General features: G+C 63.9%; 16 protein-coding genes and 2 tRNA genes. 11 read left to right on the forward strand and 7 right to left on the reverse strand.

Going from position 1 to position 20,248, the window contains the following annotated elements; genetic code table 11:
- Positions 1-28: 28 nt before the first annotated feature.
- Positions 29-2,491, reverse strand: a complete 2,463-nt coding sequence (gene rnr / locus QCE49_RS07685; RefSeq protein WP_250457740.1) for a ribonuclease R — start codon at positions 2,489-2,491, stop codon at positions 29-31.
- A gap of 267 nt (positions 2,492-2,758) precedes the next feature.
- On the opposite strand from rnr, the gene QCE49_RS07690 reads away from it, so the two are divergent.
- Positions 2,759-2,845 (forward strand) — tRNA-Leu (locus QCE49_RS07690).
- A 137-nt stretch (positions 2,846-2,982) separates the two neighbouring features.
- A tRNA-Leu gene (locus QCE49_RS07695) sits at positions 2,983-3,069 on the forward strand.
- 336 nt (positions 3,070-3,405) lie between these two features.
- Here the strand turns inward: QCE49_RS07695 and QCE49_RS07700 are convergent.
- Both QCE49_RS07700 and QCE49_RS07705 read right to left on the reverse strand, forming a co-directional pair.
- The gene (locus QCE49_RS07700) at positions 3,406-3,663 is read right to left on the reverse strand and encodes a helix-turn-helix domain-containing protein (RefSeq protein ID WP_008349260.1); all 258 of its coding nucleotides are present in this window, start codon (positions 3,661-3,663) and stop codon (positions 3,406-3,408) included.
- A 437-nt stretch (positions 3,664-4,100) separates the two neighbouring features.
- Positions 4,101-4,529, reverse strand: coding sequence for a hypothetical protein (locus tag QCE49_RS07705; protein WP_250434848.1), 429 nt, complete (start codon positions 4,527-4,529; stop codon positions 4,101-4,103).
- A 356-nt stretch (positions 4,530-4,885) separates the two neighbouring features.
- On the opposite strand from QCE49_RS07705, the gene QCE49_RS07710 reads away from it, so the two are divergent.
- The 9 genes from QCE49_RS07710 to QCE49_RS07750 all read left to right on the forward strand — a co-directional run bounded on the left by QCE49_RS07710 (position 4,886) and on the right by QCE49_RS07750 (position 15,619).
- Positions 4,886-7,378 carry an acyl-CoA dehydrogenase gene (locus QCE49_RS07710; protein WP_250457739.1) on the forward strand — a complete coding sequence of 831 codons (2,493 nt, stop codon included), beginning with the start codon at positions 4,886-4,888 and terminating at the stop codon, positions 7,376-7,378.
- A gap of 54 nt (positions 7,379-7,432) precedes the next feature.
- On the forward strand, positions 7,433-8,860 hold the full coding sequence (locus QCE49_RS07715) for a 3-oxoacyl-ACP reductase (protein ID WP_250457738.1): 1,428 nt from the start codon (positions 7,433-7,435) through the stop codon (positions 8,858-8,860).
- 14 nt (positions 8,861-8,874) lie between these two features.
- On the forward strand, positions 8,875-9,780 hold the full coding sequence (locus QCE49_RS07720; protein ID WP_250457737.1) for a MaoC family dehydratase: 906 nt from the start codon (positions 8,875-8,877) through the stop codon (positions 9,778-9,780).
- Positions 9,777-11,072 (forward strand): acetyl-CoA C-acetyltransferase, encoded by a 1,296-nt coding sequence (locus QCE49_RS07725; RefSeq protein WP_250457736.1) that lies wholly within the window; start codon positions 9,777-9,779, stop codon positions 11,070-11,072. The genes QCE49_RS07720 and QCE49_RS07725 overlap by 4 nt, the downstream gene beginning before the upstream one ends.
- 44 nt (positions 11,073-11,116) lie before the next feature.
- The gene (locus QCE49_RS07730) at positions 11,117-12,859 is read left to right on the forward strand and encodes an AMP-binding protein (RefSeq protein ID WP_250457735.1); all 1,743 of its coding nucleotides are present in this window, start codon (positions 11,117-11,119) and stop codon (positions 12,857-12,859) included.
- 17 nt (positions 12,860-12,876) lie between these two features.
- Entirely contained in the window at positions 12,877-13,746 is an 870-nt protein-coding gene (locus QCE49_RS07735; protein WP_250457734.1) for a DUF1571 domain-containing protein, read from the forward strand.
- Positions 13,747-13,940: 194 nt separating this feature from the next.
- Positions 13,941-14,183, forward strand: a complete 243-nt coding sequence (locus QCE49_RS07740) for a hypothetical protein (protein WP_008349248.1) — start codon at positions 13,941-13,943, stop codon at positions 14,181-14,183.
- A 95-nt stretch (positions 14,184-14,278) separates the two neighbouring features.
- Positions 14,279-15,067, forward strand: coding sequence for a 5'/3'-nucleotidase SurE (gene surE / locus QCE49_RS07745; RefSeq protein ID WP_250457733.1), 789 nt, complete (start codon positions 14,279-14,281; stop codon positions 15,065-15,067).
- Between the two features lie 90 nt (positions 15,068-15,157).
- Entirely contained in the window at positions 15,158-15,619 is a 462-nt protein-coding gene (locus tag QCE49_RS07750; protein ID WP_250457732.1) for a DUF2147 domain-containing protein, read from the forward strand.
- Between the two features lie 78 nt (positions 15,620-15,697).
- On the opposite strand, the gene QCE49_RS07755 is transcribed toward QCE49_RS07750, so the two are convergent.
- The 4 genes from QCE49_RS07755 to odhB form a co-directional block, all read right to left on the reverse strand.
- Positions 15,698-16,090, reverse strand: coding sequence for a transposase (locus QCE49_RS07755; RefSeq protein ID WP_008349245.1), 393 nt, complete (start codon positions 16,088-16,090; stop codon positions 15,698-15,700).
- Positions 16,091-16,233: 143 nt separating this feature from the next.
- On the reverse strand, positions 16,234-17,331 hold the full coding sequence (gene zapE, locus QCE49_RS07760; RefSeq protein WP_034473201.1) for a cell division protein ZapE: 1,098 nt from the start codon (positions 17,329-17,331) through the stop codon (positions 16,234-16,236).
- A gap of 82 nt (positions 17,332-17,413) precedes the next feature.
- Entirely contained in the window at positions 17,414-18,844 is a 1,431-nt protein-coding gene (gene lpdA, locus QCE49_RS07765; RefSeq protein ID WP_008349243.1) for a dihydrolipoyl dehydrogenase, read from the reverse strand.
- Between the two features lie 89 nt (positions 18,845-18,933).
- On the reverse strand, positions 18,934-20,238 hold the full coding sequence (gene odhB, locus QCE49_RS07770; protein ID WP_250457731.1) for a 2-oxoglutarate dehydrogenase complex dihydrolipoyllysine-residue succinyltransferase: 1,305 nt from the start codon (positions 20,236-20,238) through the stop codon (positions 18,934-18,936).
- Positions 20,239-20,248: the final 10 nt, after the last annotated feature.

Below are 20,248 nucleotides of genomic sequence, written 5' to 3' on the forward strand. Positions count from 1 at the left end.
TCGATGGCGGCTGTATTGACGCGCCGCCCTAACGTTTCTTGCGCGCCGGCCGTCCCTGCGATGCCGACTTCGACGCCGCTCCGCGCTTCTTCGCCGCGCCGCCGCGCGGACTCGCCGCAAGCGCCGCGCCCTTCTTCGTGCCGCCGCGCGCGCGCGTGCTCGGGGCGTCGTCGTCGCCGAACGGACGGATACGCGGTCCCGCGCCGATGCCGGCAGCCGCTGCATCGCTCGCACCGGTCGACGGACGCGGCGACGGCGGCTTCACCGGCGTATCGCGAACCAGCCGGAAATCGATCTTGCGCGCATCGAGATCCACGCGGCTCACCTGCACGCGCACGCGATCGGACATCCGGTAGCGAATGCCCGTGCGCTCGCCGCGCAGTTCGTTCTTGATCTCGTCGTACTGGAAATAGTCCGAGCCGAGCTCGGTCACATGCACGAGTCCTTCGATGAAGAGCGAATCCAGTTGCACGAAAATGCCGAACGACGTCACGCCGTTCACCATGCCGCCGTATTCCTCGCCGAGCTTGTCGCGCATGAAGTAGCACTTGAGCCACGCTTCGACGTCGCGCGAGGCTTCGTCGGCGCGACGCTCGTTCGACGAGCAATGCAGCCCGAGCTCTTCCCAGATCGCGACGCTGTTGCGAGCGCGGCCACGCGCGGAGTCGTCGGCCTTCTGCAGTTCGCGCGCGGCTTTCGTGAGGCCCGTGCTCAGGAAAACATCGTGGCCGACGTCCGGCAGATACTTCTTTCCCTGCAAGATCGCGTAGATCGCGCGATGCGTGAGCAAGTCGGGATAGCGCCGGATCGGACTCGTGAAGTGCGCGTACGCCTCATAAGCGAGGCCGAAATGGCCGATGTTGTCCGGGCTATAGACAGCCTGCTGCATCGAACGTAGCACCATCGATTGCAGCATCTGCGCGTCGGGCCGGTCGCGAATCTGCGCGATGAGGGCGGCGTAATCGCTCGCGTGCGGCTTGTCGCCGCCGGTGAGCGTCAAGCCGACGCCGCGCAGGAACGCGCGCAGGTTTTCGAGCTTCTCTTCCGTCGGCCCCGCGTGCACGCGATACAAACCGGGATGCTTGTTGCGCTTCAGAAAGTCGGCCGCGCAGACGTTCGCGGCCAGCATGCATTCTTCGATCAGCCGATGCGCGTCGTTGCGATGACGCGGCACGATCTGCTCGATCTTGCCCTGCGAGTTCACGACGATATACGTCTCGGTCGTATCGAAGTCGATGGCGCCGCGCTTCTGGCGCGCGGCATGCAGCGACTTGTAGACGCCGTAGAGGTTCTGCAGCTGCGGCAGGATATCGGCGCGCTTCGCCGCTTCCGGACCCTTCGTGTTGGTGAGCACGGCCGCGACTTCGGTGTATGTCAGGCGCGCCGCCGAGTGCATCACGCCGGGATAAAACTGATACGCCTTGATCTCGCCGCGCGCGGTAATGACCATGTCGCACACGAGCACGCAGCGATCGACATCGGGGTTTAGCGAGCACAGGCCGTTCGACAGCTTCTCCGGCAGCATCGGAATCACGCGGCGCGGGAAATACACCGACGTGCTGCGATCGAGCGCATCGATATCGAGCGCTTCGTTCGGACGCACGTAATGCGATACGTCCGCGATCGCGACCAGCAGACGAAAACCCTGACCACGTCCGACGGCGACCGGCTCGCAATACACGGCGTCGTCGAAATCGCGCGCATCTTCGCCGTCGATGGTGACGAGCGGCACGTCGCGCAGATCGACGCGATGACGGATATCCGCCGCGCGCACTTCGTCGGGCAGCTTGGCGGCGGCGGCGAGCGCGGCGTCGCTGAATTCGTGCGGCACGCCGTACTTGCGCACCGCGATTTCGATTTCCATGCCGGGATCGTCGATATCGCCGATCACTTCGACCACGCGTCCGAGCGGCTGCGAATGGCGGCTCGGGAAATCCGTCAGATCGACCGACACGACCTGCCCGACCTTCGCCTTCTTCGGATTTTGCGTGATGAGGATGTCATGCCCGATGCGCTTGTCTTCGGGCACGAGAATCAGCGCGCCGTTCTCGTTGACGAGGCGCCCGATGACGCGCTTGTTCGCGCGATCCGTGACCTCGACGATGTGCCCTTCCGGCCGTCCGCGCCGGTCATAGCCGACGATGCGCGCGAGCACGCGATCGTTGTGCATGACCTTCTGCATTTCGCCATTGGGGAGGAAGAGATCGTCCTGGCCGTCATCGCGGATCAGAAAGCCGAAGCCGTCGCGATGCCCCTGGACGCGCCCCGCAACAAAATTCGACGGATGCGTGAGTTGATAGTGGCCGCGCTTGTCGAGGCGGATTTGCCCGTCGCGTTCCATGGCCGCCAGTCGCTTGAAAAATCCTTCGCGCTCCTGGCGCTTGATCGACAACGCTTCGGCGATGTCGTTCGCGGCATGCGGTGTCTCGCTCGTGCGCAGCACGCCGAGAATTTCTTCGCGGCTCGGAATCGGATACGGATATTTGCTCAAGGGCGTAGTCGTGTTTTTTCTCGTTGGACGGGACTTTTGCGGTGCTTTGCAACCAATAATGCGGTCATCGTTGCGGGTCATTCTAACACCCGTCTTTTAAGCGCCACGGGCGCGAGACGCCGACGCGGCGCGCTTCGCGGCTCGTTACAGGCATCGCATCGAAACGCTTGACAGATGCGTCAGGCTCGCTATAATTGCGTTCTCTGCTGCTTAACAGTCAGTCGAACGACAGTAAAGCACAGCAGATTTGAAGTAACACGCACCCTTGCCCAGGTGGCGGAATTGGTAGACGCACTAGGTTCAGGTCCTAGCGGTGGCAACACCGTGGAGGTTCGAGTCCTCTCTTGGGCACCAGATGTTTGAAAAAGCCACCTTCGGGTGGCTTTTTCTTTTTATGCGGAGACCGTGTTTTTGTCGTAGACGAGTCGTATGACTTTTCGATTGACACGGCGCCCGTTCCCGCTAGAATAGCGGGCTTGCTGTACCCCTTGGCCCAGGTGGCGGAATTGGTAGACGCACTAGGTTCAGGTCCTAGCGGTGGCAACACCGTGGAGGTTCGAGTCCTCTCCTGGGCACCAAGGTCCCTCTTTCGCGAGACGCTCGTTCGAGCGCATCGCACGCAAAAACCCCGCGCATCGTCGCGGGGTTTTTTGTTTTCCGCCTTCGCTTTCCGCCTTCGTTTTCCGTTCGCAATTCCGTTTCCGATTCGGTCCCCGGATGTCGAATTGAAATCGAAACGAATCTGCGTTCGCCGATTCATATTCGTGCGAACACTGCGACGCGCCAGTGCTCGCGGCGTTCACTTTCTTCAGCCGCGAGCGCAGGGGCGTCGATATGACCCGCTTTGCGCAAGAAGCCGGCGCGACGAATAGCTGCGTTTCTCCGCCACCCGGCTCGCGTCCGACGCGCCTCGCTTATCGCGCTTCGTCGCCCCGAAAGGCAAGCATCCGCAGCAGCGAATTCGTGTTCTGCGGGCGCAATGCGACGAGGCCGTGCAGTTCCCTGCGATAGCGATAAGCCGTCGTCACCGACAAGTTGACCTCGCGCGAAACCTCGACGACCGGCGCGCCATCGTGCAGCAATGCCAGCGCCTGGAATTTCCTCTTGAAGTCGACGCGTCCTCGGACGCCGCCGCCCGGCGACGCCTCGACGACCCGAAACTCCTTGCGCAATCTCCTGGGCGCCGAGCAGTCCAGCGATATGGACCGATAGCTATAGCCGTCCGTGCCGTTGCTGAAGAGATAGAGCTTGCTGTCGAAAACGTAGCTCCGATCGATCGGCGCGGTCTCTCTGTACAGCGAGTTTATTTTTAGCTCGACTCGGTAAACACATTTATTTAGGAACACTTACTCTCCTGTTGCCGATTGTTAACGGCAGGTGATTGCTGCCTACAGGAGACGACTGTAGTTTGCGATCGTCGTGCGCGGGTCTGCAAACCCGATCACGGCATTCCTACGCGTCCTGGCTTCGCCTGAGCGGAGTCAGGACCGATACTCGCTCGCACCCCTCGACCAGGGCAATCGCGGTGCGAGTTCTCGATATTTTTAGCTCGTTTCACGGCCATCCCCACCAGATGTTTCCGAATTGGCGCTGCCGACGTTCCCACGAGCTAGACATCTCCGTTTCCCTCGAACGGCAGCGGGGGAATCAGTTGCAATCGGCTACCGCAATCGATGACGCCGACGGCAAAATGCCAGACAACGAGCAATAGATTCATCATCGCTTCGGACAGGCCGAGTTCGCGCCTGATAGCCTGAATCGGCACGTCCCGCTGCAGAAAAACGAAGGCCAGATACGTGGCAAGCAGTGTCGGCTCACCTCGACTATTCCGATACACGCCATCTCCCTTTCGCATGGTCGACTTCCGCACGTTATTGAGCAGTTCCAGATCCAGCGGCACACGCAGATAACTGACCTCTCCACTGCAACGGGCCAGCAAATACAGCACATCCCCCGTAAGCAGCATCCAGTCAGAAACACCGATGTCATCAGGAACGGCGCCCATGCTTAGCCTGACTAAGTGATCTCTCGTCTCCATTTCCAAATATGCTCCTATGGCCACCGTACGCGTGGCAGGTGGTCACACTAGAAGCCCTCCGATGTGACCTGCTGTGGCGCATCCCGCGAAGAACGACCCACAGCCCCTTTGACGCCCCGCGTACTGCGGGGTGTCAAGAATCCAATCGCTTTAATTTTGTTTAGTAAATCGAACTAATCATTCGATTTTGTCGGTGCTAATGCGAAACAAAAGCATAACGCCCGAATCTCGAATCCTTGAAGTGGACACATCCTAAAGAATGAGACTTCCGAATTAGAGTTCTAATCGGTCGTTATGCTCTTGTTTATTCTGTGGCATGGTGTGTGCTCCGAGTGTTCAAATACCGGAGATTCGTGATGCCTGCCCTGTATGTCATCGCTTTCCTCCTGCTCGCCGGCACGCTCGCCTTCCTGCAAGCGCCGGCGCTCGCATGGCTCGCCGGGTTCGCGGTCTGGGTCGCCGCCGGCGCGCTGACCGGTTTGACGGGCCCGCTCGGCGCGACGCTGCTCGCGATCGTCTTCGTGCTTCCGGCGCTCGCGCTCACGCTGACACCGATGCGTCGCGCGCTCGTCAGCCGCCGTGTAATCGCCGTGTTTCGCAAGATCCTGCCGGAGATGTCGTCGACGGAGCGTGACGCCATCGAAGCCGGCACGGTCTGGTGGGACGCCGAGCTTTTCTCGGGCCGCCCGCGATGGGACCGCCTGCTCGTACACGGCACGCCGAAGCTCACGCAGGAAGAGCAAAGCTTCATCGACAACGAATGCGCGCGTCTGTGCGACCTGTCGAACGACTGGGATACGACCGCCATCTGGCAAGACTTGTCGCCAGAAGCGTGGGCTTACCTCAAGGAACAGGGCTTTCTGGGCATGATCATTCCGAAGCGCTATGGCGGAAAGGCTTTCTCCGCGTACGCGCACTCGCAGGTCATCATGAAGCTCGCGACGCATTCGTCGGCGGCGGCCGTATCGGTGATGGTGCCCAATTCGCTCGGTCCCGCCGAGCTGCTTCTGCACTACGGCACCGAGGAACAAAAAGATCACTATCTGCCGCGGCTCGCGCGCGGCGATGAAATTCCGTGCTTCGCGCTGACCAGCCCATACGCCGGATCGGATGCCGCGGCGATCCCGGATATCGGCATCGTGTGTCGCGGCGTGCATGAGGGCCGCGAGACGCTCGGATTTCGCGTCACGTGGGAAAAGCGCTACATCACGCTCGGTCCGATCGCGACCGTGCTCGGCCTCGCCTTTCGCGCGCTCGATCCCGATCACCTGCTCGGCGACGACGACGCGCCCGGCATCACCTGCGCGCTCATTCCGACGAACCATCCCGGCGTGAACATCGGACGGCGGCACTGGCCGCTCAACGCCGTGTTCCAGAACGGCCCGAACTGGGGTAAGGACGTGTTCGTCCCGATGGACTGGGTCATCGGCGGACGCGCGCAAGTGGGTAACGGCTGGCGCATGCTGATGGAATGCCTCGCCGCCGGCCGCGCGATCTCGCTGCCTTCGTCGAACGTCGGCATGGCGAAGCTCGCGGTGCGCGGCACCGGCGCGTATGCCGCCGCGCGCCGTCAGTTCCGCACGCCGATCGGCCGCTTCGAAGGCATACAGGAAGCGCTCGGGCGCATGGGCGGCAATCTCTATGTGATGGACGCGGCGCGGCGTCTTTCCGCGCAGGCCGTCGATCTCGGCGAGAAGCCGTCCGTCATCTCGGCGATCGCGAAGTATCACATCACCGAACGCGCGCGCAAGGTCATCAACGACGGCATGGATGTCGTCGCGGGCAAGGGCATCTGCATGGGACCGTCGAATTTTTTGGCGCGGGCGTATCAGCAGATGCCGATCTCGATCACCGTCGAAGGCGCGAATATCCTGACGCGCTGTCTCATCATCTTCGGACAGGGCGCGATCCGGTGTCACCCCTACGTGCTGAAGGAGATGGCCGCAACGCGCGACAACGATCTGCGCGCGTTCGACGCCGCGTTCTTCGGACACGCGGCGTTTCTGGCATCGAACGCGATGCGCGCCTTCGTGTACGCATGCGGCGGCGGCGTGTTCGTCGCGAAGCCCGCGCGCGCCGATGCGCGGCTCGTGCCGTACTATCGCGCGGCCACGCGTCTGTCGAGCGCGTTCGCGTTGTTCGCCGATGTGTCGATGCTCACGCTCGGCGGCGAGCTGAAACGCCGCGAACGTCTTTCGGCGCGTCTCGGCGACATCCTCTCGCAGTTGTATCTGCTCTCCGCGACGCTCAAGCGTTTCGAGGACGATGGCCGCCCTGAAAGCGATCTGCCGCTCGTGCGCTGGGGCGCCGAAGACGCGCTTTATCAGGCGCGCGCCGCGTTCGAGGGCTTGCTCGCGAACTATCCGAACCGCGCGGCGGCGGCGTTTCTGCGCATCGTCGCGTTCCCGTTCGGCTTGCCGCACGCCCCTAGCGTCGATGCGCTCGGCAACGACGTCGCGATGCTGATGCAAGCACCCGGCGACGCGCGCGAGCGCCTCGTCGCAGGCTCGCACGTTTCGGCGCTCGAAGACGATCCGATCGCGCGCGGCGAAAAGCTGCTCGCGCTCACGCCTGCCGTCGCGGCGCTAGAGGCGCGTCTGCGGGACGCCGTCAAGGCGGGCGCCGCCGCCCCGCTGCCGCAAAGCCCGCACGACATCGAAGCCTGGTCGCAGACGGCGGCGGCGCGCGGTCTCATCGACGAAAACGAACGCGCGCTGCTCGCCGAATGGGCCGCTCATGCGAAGGAAGCGGTGAAAGTCGATGATTTTTCCGCAGACTTCGGTATCCTCGAAGCATTGCAAAAGCGCAGCGCGGCGCTCGAGCGGCACTTGCCCGAAGCCATTGCCTGAAGCATTCAGGACCAAAGGCACCGCCCCGCGCGCCCGACGACCGATCGACAATCGATGAAAGACCGCTATCTCGACTTCGTCAATTCGCCCTTCGGCACGAGCATTGCACGCTCGCTCGGCCTTCCGCGTCCCGAGGTTTTGCGCCGCCATCGCGCGGATCAGGCCGAATTCGGCGGCATGGCCGCCATCGGCGCGGGGCCGTCGCCCGCGCTCTTCGACGATCTGATGGCCGTGCTGTCGGCGATCGGCATGACGGGCATCGCGCACGAAAGCGCGTCCGGCTGGCTGCCGGTCGCCGCGCGGCACGGCGCGATGAGCGGCCGCTTCGAGCCGCGCTCGCGCGACGCTTCCGCGACCGACCGCGTCGAGGCGCTGATTTTCGATGCGACCGGCATCGGCGAAAGCGCGCAACTCCATTCGCTCTACGCGTTCTTCCACGATGCGCTGCGTTCGCTCGCGAAGAACGGGCGCATCGTCGTGCTCGGGCGTCCGCCCGCCACGCGCTCGAGCGTCCGCGCCGCGACCGCGCAGCATGCGCTCGAAGGCATGGTCCGCTCGCTCGGCAAGGAAGCGCGCAACGGCATTACGTCGAATCTGCTGCGCGCAGCCGATGGCGCGGATGTCGAGTCGGCGCTGCGCTTTTTCCTTTCGCCACGCTCGGCCTATGTCTCGGGCCAAGTCGTGACCATCGATGCGCCCGCCGACGCGCCGCCAAGCTGGGCCAAGCCGCTCGCCGGCAAACGCGCGCTCGTGACGGGCGCGGCGCGCGGCATCGGCGCGTCGATCGCGGCGGTGCTGGCCGAGCACGGCGCGATCGTCACCGGGCTCGATATCGACGCCGCCCGCGATGCGCTCGATCAGACCATGCTCGCGATCGAAGACGCGTCGCCGTCATCGGGCGCGCACGCGGCGCTCGTCGCGGATATCGCCGCGCCCGAAGCGCCCGCCGAAATCGCGGCGGCGCTGGCTGCGTCGGGCGGCATCGATATCGTCGTGCATAACGCGGGCATCACGCGCGACAAGACCATCGCGCGCATGACCGCCGACATGTGGGACAGCGTCATCGACATCAATCTGCTCGCGCAGGAACGCATCGACGACGTGCTGCTCGCGCAGAACGTGTTGCGCGCGGGCGGGCGCATCGTCGCGGTGTCGTCGATCAGCGGCATCGCGGGCAATCGCGGGCAGACCAATTACGCGACGTCGAAAGCCGGCGTGATCGGCCGCGTGCACGCGATGGCGCCGTTGCTGCGCGAGCGCGGCATCACGATCAACGCGGTCGCGCCGGGCTTCATCGAAACGCATATGACCGCGCGTATGCCCTTCGGCGTGCGCGAGGCCGGCAGACGCCTCAATTCGATGGGACAAGGCGGCTTGCCCGTCGATGTCGCCGAGACCGTCGCGTGGCTCGCGAGTCCGGGCAGCGCGGGCATCACGGGCAACGTGGTGCGCGTGTGCGGCCAGAGCCTGATCGGCGCGTGAGGAGGCAGAACGCGATGCACGCACCGACCATGCCGCGCGCCCGCACCGTCGTCGTCGAAACGCTGCCGCCGCCCGCGAAGCTCTACGGCCGCGCGCTGCCCGCGCTTTTCCGGCGCGCGCGTGCGCCGGAGCTGCCCGCGTTGCGGCTCGTGCGCCCGAATGTGAGGATCGACGCCGAACAGGTCGGCCGATACGCGCGCGTGTGCGGCTTCATTCCCGAGCACGGCGTGCCGCTCACGTTTCCGCACGTTCTCGCTTTTCCCTTGCATCTGATGATGCTCACCGATCCGTCGTTTCCGTGGTCCGCGCTCGGCGTCGTGCATCTGTCGAACAGCGTGCGGCTGCGGCGTCCGCTCGCGGCCGGTCAGGCGTTGCGCATCGAAGTGGAATGCGGGCCGCTCGTGCCGCATCAGAAGGGCCAGGCGTTCACGCTGCATACGCGCATCTATCGGCGCGGCGAGGCGGTGTGGGACGGCGACAGCGTGTATCTGAAGCGCGGCGCGCGCAGCGAGCGCGCGGCGCCGTCGATCGAGATCGCCAATGCCGCCGACGTACGCGTGCCGCTGCTCGCGCGCGAAGCGCGCTGGCAGCTTCCGCCGCAACTCGGACGCGACTACGCGAAGGCGTCGGGCGACTTCAATCCGATCCATCTGCACATGCTGAGCGCGAAAGCGTTCGGTTTTCCACGCGCCATCGCGCATGGCATGTGGACGCTCGCGCGCACGCTCGCCGCGTTGCATCCGGTCAAGGCGCTGGCTTCCGGTTACGCCCACGGCGATTTCACGACGCCGCTATACATTCCCGGCGATGCGACGCTGTGGACCGCCGCGCCCTCGCCCGTCGCGCGCGATTTCGAAGTGCGCGATCTCGCCGGCGACCGGCCGCATCTGCGTGGCCATTTCGAATGGGAGCTGCCATGAGCGAAGCGCGTCGTGTCGCGGTAATCGGCAGCAATCGCATTCCGTTCGCGCGCTCGAACACGGCGTACGCGAGCGCGTCGAATCAGGACATGCTGAGCTTCACGCTGCAAGGACTCGTCGATCGCTTCGACCTGCACGGCATGCGCCTCGGCGAAGTGGCGGCGGGCGCGGTCGTCAAGCATTCGCGCGATTTCAATCTGACGCGCGAAGCCGCATTGTCGACGACGCTCGCGAAGGAAACGCCCGCCTACGACGTGCAGCAAGCCTGCGGCACCGGCCTTGAAACGGCGATTCTGGTCGCGAACAAGATCGCGCTCGGACAGATCGACGTGGGCATCGCGGGCGGCGTCGATACGGCGTCGGACGCGCCCATCGCGGTGAACGAGCGCATGCGCAGAATCCTGCTCGAAGCGAATCGCTCGCGCTCGGCGGGACAGCGCGTGGGCGCGCTCGCTAAACTGCGGCCCGGCATGTTCTTCAGGCCGCTCCTGCCGCGCAATGCGGAACCGCGCACGGGCCTTTCGATGGGCGAGCACTGCGAACTGATGGCCAAGCGCTGGAAGATTTCGCGCGAGGCGCAGGATGCGCTCGCGCAGGAGAGTCATCGCAAGCTCGCGGCGGCGTACGGGCGCGGCTTTTTCAACGATCTGATGACGCCGTACAAAGGCCTCGCGCGCGACAACACGCTGCGGCCCGACGTATCGCTCGATCAGTTGTCGGCGCTCAAGCCCGTCTTCGATCGCGACGCGGGCACGCTCACCGCGGGCAACTCGACGCCGCTCACCGACGGCGCATCGGCGGTGCTGCTCGCGTCCGAGCAATGGGCCGCCGAGCGTGGCTTGCCGGTGCAGGCGTTCTTGACGTTTTCCGCGACCGCCGCCGTCGATTTCTTCGACAAGCGCGAAGGCCTCCTGATGGCGCCCGTCTACGCGGTCCCGCCGATGCTCGCGCGCGCCGGAATCGCATTGCAGGACTTCGATTTCTACGAGATCCACGAAGCATTCGCGGCGCAGGTGCTGTGCACGCTCGCCGCGTGGGAAGACGACGAATACTGCCGCACCGCGCTCGGACTCGACGCGCCGCCCGGTTCGATCGACCGCGCGCGTCTGAACCTGAACGGCAGCTCGCTCGCGACGGGGCATCCGTTCGCGGCGACGGGCGGGCGCATTATCGGCACGCTGGCGAAGATGCTCGCGAACGCGCCCGCGCTCAGCGACGGCAAGCCGTTGCGCGGACTGATCTCGATCTGCGCGGCGGGCGGACAAGGCGTCGTCGCGATACTGGAGCGGTAGCCGGAAATATCGGCCAAAAAAATACAAGCCGACGGAGACACCACATGAGCCCGGGACAGGCAGCGCCGCGCGGGACTTCCGAGCCGCACGCGACAGACGGCATCTGGTATGCGTCGTATCCGCCGGATGTCGCGCATGAGATCGATCCTTCGCGCTATCGCTCGCTCGCGCATTTCTTCGACGAATGCGTCGCGCGTTTTGCCGGTCATGTCGCGTTCGTGAGCCTCGGCTCGGAACTGAAGTTCGCGACGCTCGGCGAGAAGGCGCATGCGTTCGCGGCGTATCTGCAGGGCATCGGCGTGAAGCCCGGCGATCGCGTCGCGCTGATGATGCCGAACACGCTCGTCTATCCGGTGACGCTCTTCGGCACGCTGCTCGCGGGCGCGATCGTCGTCAACGTGAATCCGCTCTATACGGTGCGCGAGCTCGGCCTTCAGTTGAAGGACAGCGGCGCGCAGACGATCGTCGTATTCGAGAATTTCGCCAAGACCGTGCAGGACGCGCGGCCGGGATCGCGCGTAAGGAACATCGTCGTGACCGGGCTCGGCGATCTGCTCGGCAGCGGTCTCAACGTGAAAGGCCGCGCGATCGATCTGATCCTGCGCTATGTGAAAAAGCAGGTGCCCGCCTACGCGCTGCCCGATGCCGTGCGCCTGCCGCAAGCGCTCGCGCTCGGCGCGCGGCGCAAGTTCGAGCCGGTGCGCGTCGGTCACGGCGATATCGCGTTCATTCAGTACACCGGCGGCACCACAGGCATCGCCAAGGGCGCGATGCTCACGCATCGCAACGTGATCGCCAATCTGATGCAGGCGCTTGCATGGGCGGGCGCGCGGCTCGTCGAGGGCGAAGAGACCGTCGTCACGCCGTTGCCGCTGTATCACATCTATTCGCTCACGGTGAATGCGCTCGCGTTTCTTGCGATCGGCGCGCGCAACGTGCTGATCGTCAATCCGCGCGATATCGGCAGCCTCGTGCGCGCGCTGCGTCGCGAGAATTTCACGGCGATCACCGCGCTCAACACGCTTTACAGCGCGCTGATGGACAACGAAGCCTTCCGTCAGCGCGACTTCTCGTCGCTCAAGCTCGCGATGGCGGGCGGCATGGCGACCCAGCGGGTGATCGCCGAGCGCTTCAGGGCGCTGACGGGCAAAACGCTCGTCGAAGGTTACGGCCTGACCGAGTGTTCGCCGCTCGTCGCCGCGACGCCGCTCGATACGCACGGCGACAGCGCTTTCGATGGAACCATCGGCGTGCCGGTGCCGTCCACGCTCGTGCGCCTGCGCCGCGAAGATGGCGCGTGGGCGAACGTCGGCGAACCGGGCGAGCTTTGCGTCCAGGGTCCGCAAGTGATGAAGGGCTACTGGAACCGTCCGGAAGACACGGCGAAAGCCATCGACGCGAACGGCTGGCTCGCGACCGGGGACATCGGCGTGATGGATGCGCGCGGCATCATCCGGCTCATCGACCGCAAGAAGGACATGATGATCGTGTCGGGCTTCAACGTGTATCCGAACGAAATCGAGGACGTGCTCGCGGCGCATCCGAAAGTGCGCGCGGTCGCGGCCGTCGGCGTGCCCGATCCGGTGACGGGCGAGCGCGTGAAGGCATTCGTCGTGCGTCGCGACGACACGCTCACGGTGGAAGAACTGCTGAAGTTCGCGCGTTTACACCTGACCGGCTACAAGGTGCCTGCTTATGTCGAGTTCCGCGACGCGCTGCCGCTCACGCCGATCGGCAAGGTGCTCAGGCGCGAACTGCGCGACGCCGGATCCACATCGCAGGGCTAGCCCTCACGGAGATACCCATGCCGCGCTCGGCTTCCGGCTTGCGGTTCGCTTGCGCGAGCCTGTTGTGTCTCGCGCTCGCGTCTTTCGCGGCACGCGCCGATCCATCCGATGACGTTGCGCGCATCGGCGATCTCGGCGTCGAGCAGCAGGTGCAATGGCTGTCGCGATCGGCGGGAAGCGGCGCGCTCGCCAGTCTCGACGATGCGCAACTCGTCGCCCTCTTCCGCTCGCTCGACGCGCGCACGCTGCCGCGCTATCTGCAAGACGGCTTACGCGATTTCGATTCGTGCGAGTTCACGATGCGCCGCCGCGAGCGCATCAAAGGCAAATGGCCGAAGCGCGCGGATCACATGCTCGTGCGCGTCACGCGCGAGCCGCTGCGCATCTACGCGAAATGGCTGCCGGATGGCGGGCACGCGGGCCAGGAAGTCATCTACGACGATTCGAAGCGTTCCGATCAGCTTTACGGTCATCTCGGCGGCTTTCTGGGCGTCGTGCCGATGTGGGCATCGGTGAACGGCGCGCTCGCCCGCGCGCAGTCGAATCATTCGATCCGCGAGCTCGGCATCGACGCGATCACGCAACGCTTCATCGACGAAGGGCGCAAGTTCGCCGAAGCGGGCATCACGAAACCAACGAACATCGAAGTGAAGAACGTCGACGGACTGCGCGTGATCGCGCTCACCTACGAAACGGTCGAAGGCCAACCCACCTTCTATGCGAAAAAGGAAGTGCTCGGACTCGACCTCGAACGGCCGGTTTTCCGCACGCTGGAGTCGTACGACAACGACGGCGAGATTTTCGAAAGCGTCGTGTTCGAGCGCATCGAGACGAAACCCTTCGACGACCTGACGTTCGACCCGAAAAATCCCGACTATCGCTTCTGATTTCCTTCTGATTTGAAGCGCGCGCTGACTTCGTGACATCCCGTGTAACAACTCGTCGCACCGCGCGGCGCGCGTTTTAAGTTTCGCCTAAGAGTCGGCCGATAACCTGCCCGCACTCCATCGACATCAAGGTCCGCGCGAAGCGTCAAGCCGAAAGCGCCGCACATCGTCATGCAAACCTGAGGACATCGTTCATGAACCTCCGCCGTCCGGCTTCCGCACCCGTGCGAGCCATCAAAAAGCTTCTGAGCCATCACGAAATCGCCACGCTGCTCCTGCTGATGCACGCGCCGATCGATGTGATGGCCGCCACGCCCGATGTCGCCTCGCTGCAGGAATACGGCTATGTCGAGATCGTGTCGCCGGACGCCGGCACCCCGAAAGTGCGCCTGACCGAAGACGGCAACGCCGTGCTGCGCGGGCTCGGCGTCAAGTAAGGCTTCATTTCGATACGGGCCGCGGACGCCCGGGAACGCGAACTCTGTAATAATCGGTCGATACTTTTTCATCACCGACCAAGGAGTGATTCGCGATGTCCGCCCTCTTACCCATCGTGCAGCGTGTGCTCATCACCAACGACGACGGCATCGACGCGCCCGGCCTCGCCGTGCTCGAAGCGGTCGCCGCCGAACTCGCGCACGAAGTTTGGGTCATCGCGCCCGAGCACGATCAGAGCGGCACTTCGCATTCCATCAGCCTGCATTCGCCGCTGCGCATCTCGCGTCAGGGCGAACGGCGCTTCGGCGTACAGGGCACGCCAGGCGACTGCGTCGTGATGGGCGTGCGCCACATCATGAAAGACGCGCCGCCCACACTTGTCCTGTCCGGCATCAACCGCGGGGCGAATCTCGGCGTCGAAACGATGTTCTCCGGCACCGTCGGCGCGGCGATGACGGGCCTCTTGCTCGGCTTGCCGTCGATCGCGCTCAGTCAGGCTTTCACGGACCGCGAGAACGTGCGCTGGGACACGGCGCGCGCGCTGGCGCCGGGCGTGATCCGCCAATTGCTCTCGATTTCCCACGAGGCGCCGACGTGCCTGAACGTCAACTTCCCCGATTGCGACGCGTCTGCCGCGGGTCCGCTCACCGTGACGCGGCAAGGCATCGGGCTCGTGGAAGGCATCGACGTGTTGCCGCTCGTCGATCCGCGCGGCATCGACTATCACTGGCTGCGCTTTCAGCGTGGCCCGCGCCCGAATTCGCCCGATAGCGAAACGGCGGTGGTGGCGGCAGGCAGCGTGTCGGTCACGCCGCTCCATTTCGATCGCACCGACGAGCGCACGTTCGCCACGCTCGAAGCGGGTCTTAAACGCGCCGTCTGAGTTTTCGGTCCGCGCGCGTCTAGAACGATTCTTCTCAGACGGGAACGGTCGCTTTCTCGTATGCTCGGCCGTTCACGACAAGGAGACGACATGACCCGTTTCATCGGCTCGCGCGGCGCACGCGTGACGCTCGGCGCGCTGTGCGCCACTTTCGCCGCGAGCGTTTTCGCGCAGGCGACGCCCGTCGGCACCTGGCAGACCATCGACGATCAGACCGGCAAAGCGAAAGCGATCATCCAGATCGCCGACGACGGCAACGGGCAGTTGTCGGGCAAGGTCGTGCGTGGCATCGGCGAATTCGATCATCCGGAACGGCGCTGCACGGCCTGCACGGACGAACGCAAGGATCAGTTGATCAAGGGCATGACGATCATCACCGGCATGCGTCAGGACGGCGACGAGTGGGAAGGCGGCCAGATTCTCGACCCGGACAGCGGCAAGCTCTACAAGTGCAACATGAAACTGGAAGACGGTGGCAAGAAGCTCGTCGTGCGCGGGTATATCGGCGTTTCGCTGCTGGGGCGCTCGCAAACCTGGGTGCGCCAGCAATAGCTTTATATAAAGACAAAGCCGGTCGAAGACGTCGATCTTCGACCGGCTTTGCTCATCTCGCGAGCACGCTTCGAGCAATCATGCGGCGTGACGATGTTGCGCCTCTTCCGCTTGTGCTTCGGCGGGCAGGTTCGGCTCTTCCGGCTTGAATTCCCCCGGCACACGCATGCGCGATGTCATCAACGCATAGAGCGATTCGCCGGCCGGCCCGAACAACTGCGTCATGACGCGCAGCAGGACGCCCGATTCGTGCCACGCCTTGAAGCGCCGATGGCACGTCTGATACGACGGATATTTGCGCGGCAGCGTGGACCATGACGCCCCGCTGTACATGACCCAGAGCACACCGTTGAGCACGGCGCGGGTATTGGCGAGCGGCCGGCCCCGCAACTCCGAACGCGGACGCAGTTCGGGAAGCAGCGGTGCAACCATCTGCCATTCTTCGTCGGACATGTCGCGATAGGGCTTCACGGTAGTTTCTCCAATTTACTGACTGATAACCGGTATCGACGATACCGAGTACCTGAAAGCCAGCAAATCGGAGTGGTCCGAATCTTGAAATTGCTCGCAAAACCTTATGCCGATTGGCCTACCGCAGATTTTTGATACTCGTATTAGGTCAGCGAAATATCGGTGACGCGGCGCGGCGCCTCCAGATATTCCTTCGACTGCATCTCGACGATACGCGACACCGTGCGCGTGAACTCGTTGGCCATCGGCCCTTCGACGTACAGTTCTTCCGCGGGCACGGCCGCCGACATCAGCAGCTTGACCTTGTGGTCGTAGAACACGTCGATGAGCCAGGTGAAGCGGCGCGCTTCCGATGCCATGCGCGGCGTCATTTGCGGCACGTCCGACAAGATGACCGCGTGAAAGCGGTTCGCCAGTTCGAGATAGTCGTTCTGCGAGCGCGGGCCGCCGCATAGCGTCGCAAAGTCGAACCAAACGACACCGTCGGCTTTGCGCAATGCCTTGATCTCGCGCTTCTCGATGTGCAGGATCGGGCTTTCGTCGGGCACGGCCGCGAGTTTCGCGAAATCCGCACGCAACGCCTCGCTCGCCGACGCACCAAGCGGCGTGTGATACGCCTTCACCGTCGAGAGCGTTTGCCTGCGGTAATCGGTGCCGGCATCGACGTTGAGCACGTCGAGATGCTCTTTGATGAGCTCGATCGCGGGCAGAAGACGATCGCGATGCAGCCCTTCCGGATACAGCGTGTCGGGCTGGTAATTGGACGTCATCACGAACTGCACGCCGGCCTTGAAAAGACGGTCGAGCAGGCGATACAGGATCATCGCGTCGGCGATATCGGAGACGTGAAACTCGTCGAAACAGATCAGCCGATAACGCTTCGCGATGCGTTTGGCGAGTTCGTCCAGCGGATCCGACTGCCCTTTCAGCTCCTCCAGTTCGCGATGCACCTCGCGCATGAATTCGTGAAAATGCAGACGCGTCTTGCGCTGCACCGGCACGACCGCATAGAAGCTGTCCATCAGGAAGCTCTTGCCGCGCCCGACGCCGCCCCACATGTAGACGCCGCGCGGCAACTCGGGACGCACGAGAAACTTCTTGAGCGCGTTCGAGCGGCGCGCCTTGTACGCGACCCACTCTTCATAGCACTGTTGAAGACGCGCGACCGCCGCGAGCTGCGCCTCGTCCGATTGATAACCCCGCGTGCGCAGTTCGTTTTCGTAGTATTCGGTGACGTTCATCTTCGGCCGTTCGATGTGACAAAGGCGAGCGGATCAACCCGCTCGCCTTTGTTGTGCTGCCTTACTGCCAAGGCAAACGGTATTACATGTTCAACGCGCGCTTGTCGACGGCGAGCGCCGCTTCGCGCATCACTTCAGACAGCGACGGATGCGGATGGCAGATGCGGCCGATATCTTCCGACGCCGCCTTGAACTCCATCGCCACGACCGCTTCCGCGATCAGATCCGACGCGTCCGCAGCGATGACGTGCACGCCGAGGATTTCGTCGGTCTTCGCGTCCGCGATCATCTTGACGAAGCCTTCGGCACGGCCGATGCCGAGCGCGCGGCCGTTGGCCATCATCGGGAACTGGCCGGTCTTGATCTCGCGGCCTTCGGCCTTGAGCTGCTGCTCGGTCTTGCCGACCCACGCGATTTCCGGTTCCGTGTAGATGACCCACGGCACGCAGTTGTAATCGATGTGCGGCTTCTGACCGTCGATGATCTCCGCCACCGCTACGCCTTCGTCTTCCGCCTTGTGCGCGAGCATCGGGCCGCGCACCACGTCGCCGATCGCGTACACGCCCGGCACGCTCGTCGCGCAATGATCGTCCACGTCGATGAAACCGCGCTCGTTCGCCTTCAGGCCGATGCTTTCCAGACCGAGGTTATCGGTGTTCGGCACGCGGCCGATCGACACGATCAAACGATCCGCTTCCAGCGTCTGCGCGTTGCCTGCGTTGTCCGTGTAAGCGATCGAAACGCCGTTGGCGCTCGTCTTCACTTCGCCGATCTTCACGCCGAGGTGAATGTCGAGACCCTGCTTCTTGAACTGCTTCGCGGCTTCCTTCGCGAGCGACTCGTCCGCCGCGCCGAGGAATTGCGGCAGCGCTTCGAGCACGGTCACTTCCGCGCCGAGACGACGCCACACCGAGCCGAGCTCCAGACCGATCACGCCCGCGCCGATCACGGCGAGCTTCTTCGGCACGGAATCGAACGACAGCGCGCCTTCGTTGTCGGCGATCAGCTTGTTGTCGACCGGAATGTTCGGCAGATGGCGCGCCTTCGAACCCGTCGCGATGATCACGTTCTTCGCCGTGACGACTTCGGTCTCGCCTTCGCCCGACACTTCGATCTGCACGCCGGCCGCGTTCTTCCCGGTGAACTTGCCATGACCCTTGAGCCACGTGATCTTGTTCTTGCGGAACAGGAACTCGATGCCCTTCGTCATCTTTTCGACGATGCCGTCTTTACGCGCGAGCATCTTCGACACATCGAGCTTCACGTCCGACACGCTGATACCGTGATCGGCCAGATGCTTCGACGCATTCTCGAATTCTTCCGACGACGCCAGCAGCGCCTTCGACGGAATGCAGCCTACATTCAGGCACGTGCCGCCGAGCTTCAATGCGCCTGCCGGGTTCTTCCACTTCTCGATACACGCAACCGACTTGCCGAGCTGCGCTGCGCGAATCGCCGCGATATAGCCGCCAGGGCCCGCGCCGATCACGACGACATCAAATTCTTTGGACATGACTTTCCTTGGTGTGTCTCCGCTTTTGCGGAGCAGCCTCTTGCGATGCGCGCGAGCCTATCGCGCGCATCGAGGCAACTAAGCTTGTATTACAGGTCCAGCAGCAGACGAGCCGGATCTTCCAGCGCGTCCTTCATCGCGACCAGCGACAGCACGGCTTCGCGGCCGTCGATGATGCGGTGGTCGTACGACAGCGCGAGGTAGTTCATCGGACGGATCACGATCTGGCCGTTTTCGACGACCGCGCGTTCCTTCGTCGCGTGCACGCCGAGAATCGCGGATTGCGGCGGGTTGATGATCGGCGTCGAGAGCATCGAGCCGAACACGCCGCCGTTCGAGATCGAGAACGTGCCGCCGGTCATTTCTTCGATCGACAGCTTGCCGTCCTTCGCCTTCTGGCCGAATTCGGCGATCTTCTTCTCGATGTCGGCGAGGCTCATCTGATCCGCATTGCGCAGGATCGGCACGACGAGACCGCGCGGCGAACCGACCGCGATACCGATGTCGAAGTAGCCGTGATAGACGATGTCGTTACCGTCGATCGATGCGTTCACGAGCGGGAACTTCTTCAGCGCGTGGACGGCGGCCTTCACGAAGAACGACATGAAGCCGAGCTTCACGCCGTGTTCCTTCTCGAAGCGGTCCTTGTACTTGTTGCGCAGATCCATGACCGGCGCCATGTTGACTTCGTTGAACGTCGTCAGGATGGCGTTGGTTTGCTGCGATTCGAGCAGACGTTCGGCGATGCGCGCGCGCAGACGCGACATCGGCACGCGCTGTTCCGGGCGGTCCTTCCGCCACTGATCGGCCGATGCCGGTGCGCTGACTTGCGGCAGCGACGGCTTCGCGGCGCGCGCGGCGGCCGGAGCCGGTGCGGCAGCGGGCTTGGCCGGTGCGGCAGCCGGTGCGCCGGCTTGAGCGGCGAGCGCGTCGCCCTTCGTGATGCGGCCGTCGCGGCCCGAGCCCGACACCTGATCCGCCGACACGCCCTTCTCGGCCAAGATCTTCGTCGCGGCCGGCGATGCGGCGCCGCCCGCCGATGCTTGCGCAGCAGCCGGAGCCGACGTGGCAGCGGCGGTTTCCGCGACCGGCGCGGGCTTCACTTCGGCGTCGCCGGCAGCGGCGACGGCGGCAGGCGCTTCGCCCGCTTTCGCTTCGGTGTCGATCTTGGCGATGAGTTCGTCGGCGGTGACGATATCGCCGTCGTGCTTGATGACTTGCGCCAGCACGCCGGCCGACGGAGCCGGCACTTCGAGCACGACCTTGTCGGTCTCGATTTCGATGAGGATTTCGTCCTGGGCGACAGCCTCACCCGGCTTCTTCTTCCACTGCAGCATGGTCGCTTCCGAGACCGACTCGGAAAGCTGGGGAACCTTGACTTCTACGATAGCCATTTCTGTATTT

It is taken from the genome of Caballeronia sp. LZ008 (genome assembly GCF_031451435.1).
Classification (GTDB): domain Bacteria; phylum Pseudomonadota; class Gammaproteobacteria; order Burkholderiales; family Burkholderiaceae; genus Caballeronia; species Caballeronia zhejiangensis.